Origin of the sequence: Bradyrhizobium sp. (assembly GCF_049798375.1) — a bacterium.
Lineage (GTDB): Bacteria > Pseudomonadota > Alphaproteobacteria > Rhizobiales > Xanthobacteraceae > Bradyrhizobium.
Genome location: NZ_JBARGP010000423.1, coordinates 1 through 4,325, shown reverse-complemented (window position 1 = coordinate 4,325; position 4,325 = coordinate 1). Strand labels below are relative to the sequence as shown.

Here is a 4,325-nt window from a genome sequence, read left to right as displayed (position 1 = left end):
GCGCCAGCGAGGCGAGACCGCCGGCGAAGATCGCAAGCCCGATGCCGCCCAACAGCCCGGCCGGTACCCGCTCGACCAGCCGGCCGGCAAGCGGCGCGGTAACCGCGACCGCAAGCGGCCACGGCGTGATCAACAGGCCCATCTGCACGGGCGAGTAGCCGAAATGGCCTTCGAGGTAGAACGGGATCGCGACGAAGGCGAGCATCTGGCCGCAGAACGAGGAAATCGAGGTCGCGATCGACAACGCGAACACCGGGATGCGCAGCAGGTCGAGCGGCAGCAGCGGCGATGTCATATGGGTCTGCCGGTAGACCAGCGTGACGCCGGCGACCACGGCGACGGCGAGCTCGATCACGCAGGTCAGGATCGCCTCGCCATGGCCGAGGCTGTCGATGGCGGAGACACCGACGCCGAAGGTCACGGCGCTCAGCGCTGCGCTCTGCCAGTCGAACGTGTGCGCAGCAGGATTGGTGTAGGGCAGGCTGCGCGCGCCGAGGGCGAATGTGACGAACCCGAGCGGCACGTTGATGGCGAACAGCCAGGGCCAGGTGCCGAAGGAGAGGATGCCGGCTGCGATCGTCGGACCGACCGCGGCGGAGATAGCGACCACCAGCGCATTGATGCCGATGCCGCGACCGAGCAGCGCGTGCGGGTAGGTATAGCGCACCAGCGCCGAATTCACGCTCAGGATTCCGGCGGCGCCAAAGCCCTGCAGGATGCGGGCGACCGTCAGCAGCAACAGCGTGTGCGACAGTGCGCAGAAGGCCGAAGCAAAGGTGAACAGCACGAGGCCGGCGAGATAGACGCGGCGATAGCCGATGATCTCGCCGAGCGAGGCCAGTGGCAGCAGCGAGATGGTGACGGCGAGCTGATAGCCGTTGACGATCCAGATCGAGAAGGCCGGGCTGGCATTCAGGTCATGCGCGATCGTCGGCAGCGCGACATTGGCGATGGCGCCGTCGACCACCGCCATGATGATGCCGAGCGCAATCGTGACGATGGCCCAGTTGCGTTGCGGCAGCGGCAGGCCGTCGGGGTGCTCGGTCTGGCTGGCTGGGGTCAATGAACGGGCTCCGGAAGACGAGGATGCCGGCGTGCTGCGAAGCGGGAAGGCGGTCGGGCAACGGCAGCTACGGTGCGGCGTTCCTGAAACCGACGACCAGGCGCCTCATTTCGGCTTTTGGTGCGCCTGGATGGATCGGAGGTAGCGAGCCACTGCCTCAGCATCGGATGCTCCGAAGCGGAATGTCGGCATGTCCTTGTGAATGGTGAAGAGGCCGGTCTGCAGTCGCTGGGCAAAGTCTTCGTCGTATAATTTCTGGTCGCCAAAGGTCCGGAAGGGGGGCGCATCAGCATGGGGACTCGCGCCTATGGTGCCAATCGCATGGCATCTGCTGCAAAGCCTTTGCAAGAGCGCTTTTCCACGCTGCTGCTCGCTGTCCAGCGCATGGCTGGCCGAGCCCGACAGGCAAAGTACGAGAAGCGCAAGGCGGAAGCTCTTCATCAGCACGGCCTCGTCAATCATCACGCGCGTGGCAAGTGCGGTCTACCAGCGTCCGCTCGCCTTGCCATAGGCATAGAGCGCTATCAGGCCGACCGGCACAAGGGTCGAGCCGACCAGGACCATGCGGTCCCGGCGCCGACGTGCGTTGCGGCCCTCGTGCAAGGCGAGCAGCGAGACCAGAGCCTTGAGAGGCATCTTGCGCATCGGACTTCCCGGGGGCTGGCCGCAAATATTGCATCCGGCACCACCGTTCGGCTTGCCTCAGATCAAGCCTGAACACGGCTTCCGTCCGATCAGGTCCCGGCCTCGGGCGCCGGGGCTGGCTTGCGTCGACGCACTGGATGCGGAGCGGGTGCCACGTTATGCGGTTGCAGCGTCACGATCACCGGGTTCGGCTTGTGGTCGGTCGCCGCGCCGGTGGCGGCGTCGACGCCCATGCCGATCAGGCCGCCCGCCAGGACGTTGCCGGCGAAGCCGGCGGCGCCGGCTGCGGGAATGTCCTTCGTCAGCGGCACGATTTGGGTCTCATAGCCTTCCTTGGCGACCGTGACCGTGATGTCCGCATTGCGCTTGGCGACGAACGCGCAAGGCGTGGTGCAGATTGTTGGCGCCTCCAGCCCGGAGATGGTCGCCTCCGCGCCCGATGGCGTCGATGCCACGCTGATTGTTTCGGTCGTGCCACGCGTCACCGACGCGCAGCCGCCCAATATGGCGCACAACGCCACGCAACCTAAAATACGCATGAAAATCAGAAGCCCCCTTCAAACCCCAGCGCACTCAAGCGCAACCGCAGCGGGAGTGCAAGGGGAGGCGGCGGTGGGGGCGGTTTTCCCCACTGTGACAGCAGCTACGCCGCGCCTTCGCGGTTGCCCTTGGCGATGACCTTCTGAGCGTCGAACTCAGCACGGCGTCGCGCCAGCTCTTCCGGGGGGAGCAGCGCCGGGTTGCTGTAGTCGCGCTTCCAAATGGGATCGTCGCTCCAGCGCAGCGGCGATCGCACCGTGGTCTGCGGACCGGGCGCGCTTTCCAACACGCGCAGCGCGAGCTCGAGCGTCAGGGCTTGCGAGGGGATATCATGGGGCTTGCCGGCAGAATTGCCGAGCGGGAAGTCCGAGAACAAGAAGCGCGGCACTGCGACGTGCTCGACGATATCCTTGGCACAACCCATCACCACGGTCGCGATGCCGTTGGCCTCGAGGTGACGCGCCACCAGGCTGACGGTCTGGTGACAGACCGGACAGTTCGGCACCAGCACCGCGGCATCGACGCCGTCGGCGCGGCAGCGCGCCAGGATCTCGGGCGCGTCGGACTCGATGGTGACGCGATGGCTGCGATTGGTCGGCGCGCCGAAGAAGCGCGGCGCGACCTCGCCGATGCGGCCCTCGCGCGCGAGGCGCAGCACCTGCGGTAACGGAAACCAGGTGCCGGAGTCCTCGGCCGACGTATGCACGCGATCATAGGCGATGTGGGAGATGCGCAGGTCGTGCGTCTCGCCCGTGTCGCCGGCATAGACCGAATAGAACTTGGCACCGCCATTATACTTCGCGCCTGGTCCCTGATCGCCCTTGGTGGGATCGTAAGGTGCGGCCGTGGTAATGATGGTCACGCGGGATTGATCGAGCGGCTTCTTCAGCGGCTGGAATGGCGCCGAGGTGTAGTGCGCCCAACGATAGGGCGTGTCATAGCCGATCGCGAGATAGTAGTCGCGCGTGCGTGCCATATAGGGCAACGGCACATCCTCGTCGGACGCGAAGCCCAGCTTGTCGTCGGAGGTGGCGGTCATCTCTGGCGCTCCAATCCATTTGAACCGGATAGCTAGACTGCGTGCCTCATGTGTCAAGCCGGCATGAACAGGAACCAGATCCGCTGTAGGGTTTTGACAGGGTGAAAGGATGTCGAGACGGGGAATGGCTTTGCAGAGTGTCGCGGCAATGCGTGCCATCTTGAGTCTCGGCTTCTGCCTCGCGCTGGCGATGGTGCGCGCGGCTGATGCCGAAGACGTCCCCAATCCGCCGCCCGCCGCACAGTCGCCCGCCGCCCCGACCGAGCCGGCGAAATCCGCAGAGCCGACGAAACCCGCAGAGCCTGACAAGGCGCCGCCACAGCAGGGCGCGCCGCCGAAGCCCGCCGCCGATCGGGCCAAGCCTGAAGACGCCAAGCCTCAGGACGCCAAGCCTCAGGACGCGAAGCCTGCGGATGCCAAGCCTGCGGACACCAAGCCGGATGCCGACAAGACCAGCGCGGACAAGCCCGACGCCAAAGAGAGCAATACCCGCGAGGCGATCTGCCTGATGATCGAATCCGCGGCGAAGGCCAACGATCTGCCGCTGGAATTTTTCGCCCGCGTGATCTGGCAGGAGAGCCGCTTCCAGCCCGATGCGGAGGGACCGGTGACGCGCAATGGCCAGCGCGCGCAGGGGATCGCGCAGTTCATGCCGGGCACGGCCGACGAGCGGCGATTGCTTGATCCGTTTGATCCGGTGCAGGCGCTGCCGAAATCGGCCGAGTTTCTCGCCGAGCTGCGCAGCCAGTTCGGCAATCTTGGCCTCGCGGTGGCTGCCTACAATGCCGGCCCGCGCCGGGTGCAGGACTGGCTCGATGGCAAAGGGCAGATGCCCTGGCAGACGCGCAACTATGTCTCGGTGATTACGGGGGCGACCGTCGAGGACTGGAAGGACGCAGGCAAGGGCGGCAAGATGCCGGCCAGTTCGCCGCCGACCTCATGCCATCAATTGATGGCGCTGCTGAAGCGCGCGCCGAACCCGTTCGTCACCCAGCTCGAGCAGCATGTCGCGCTGTCAGCCGCCAAGCTGTGGGGCGT

6 protein-coding genes are annotated in these 4,325 nt (G+C 66.0%); 1 reads left to right on the top strand and 5 read right to left on the bottom strand.

Going from position 1 to position 4,325, the window contains the following annotated elements; genetic code table 11:
• From WA702_RS17900 to WA702_RS17880, 5 genes are all read right to left on the bottom strand, one after another.
• The coding region (locus tag WA702_RS17900) for an MFS transporter (RefSeq protein WP_425111869.1) at positions 1-1,063 on the bottom strand (1,063 nt) is incomplete at its 3' end.
• A gap of 105 nt (positions 1,064-1,168) precedes the next feature.
• Positions 1,169-1,504: a c-type cytochrome gene (locus WA702_RS17895; RefSeq protein ID WP_425111870.1), complete on the bottom strand. Its 336-nt coding sequence runs from the start codon at positions 1,502-1,504 to the stop codon at positions 1,169-1,171.
• Positions 1,505-1,546: 42 nt separating this feature from the next.
• Complete coding sequence (locus WA702_RS17890; protein WP_425111868.1) at positions 1,547-1,708, bottom strand: hypothetical protein; 162 nt, start codon at positions 1,706-1,708, stop codon at positions 1,547-1,549.
• 89 nt (positions 1,709-1,797) lie between these two features.
• Positions 1,798-2,247, bottom strand: a complete 450-nt coding sequence (locus WA702_RS17885; protein ID WP_425111867.1) for a PEGA domain-containing protein — start codon at positions 2,245-2,247, stop codon at positions 1,798-1,800.
• 104 nt (positions 2,248-2,351) lie between these two features.
• Positions 2,352-3,287, bottom strand: a complete 936-nt coding sequence (locus WA702_RS17880; protein ID WP_425111866.1) for a glycine reductase — start codon at positions 3,285-3,287, stop codon at positions 2,352-2,354.
• Between the two features lie 124 nt (positions 3,288-3,411).
• On the opposite strand from WA702_RS17880, the gene WA702_RS17875 reads away from it, so the two are divergent.
• The coding region (locus WA702_RS17875; RefSeq protein ID WP_425111865.1) for a lytic transglycosylase domain-containing protein at positions 3,412-4,325 on the top strand (914 nt) is incomplete at its 3' end.

What these genes read in the sequence shown, in the direction of transcription:
- WA702_RS17895 (WP_425111870.1), bottom strand. Translation starts at nt 1,504, where the DNA reads ATGAAGAGCTTCCGCCTTGCGCTTCTCGTACTTTGCCTGTCGGGCTCG.
- WA702_RS17890 (WP_425111868.1), bottom strand. Translation starts at nt 1,708, where the DNA reads ATGCGCAAGATGCCTCTCAAGGCTCTGGTCTCGCTGCTCGCCTTGCAC.
- WA702_RS17885 (WP_425111867.1), bottom strand. Translation starts at nt 2,247, where the DNA reads ATGCGTATTTTAGGTTGCGTGGCGTTGTGCGCCATATTGGGCGGCTGC.
- WA702_RS17880 (WP_425111866.1), bottom strand. Translation starts at nt 3,287, where the DNA reads ATGACCGCCACCTCCGACGACAAGCTGGGCTTCGCGTCCGACGAGGAT.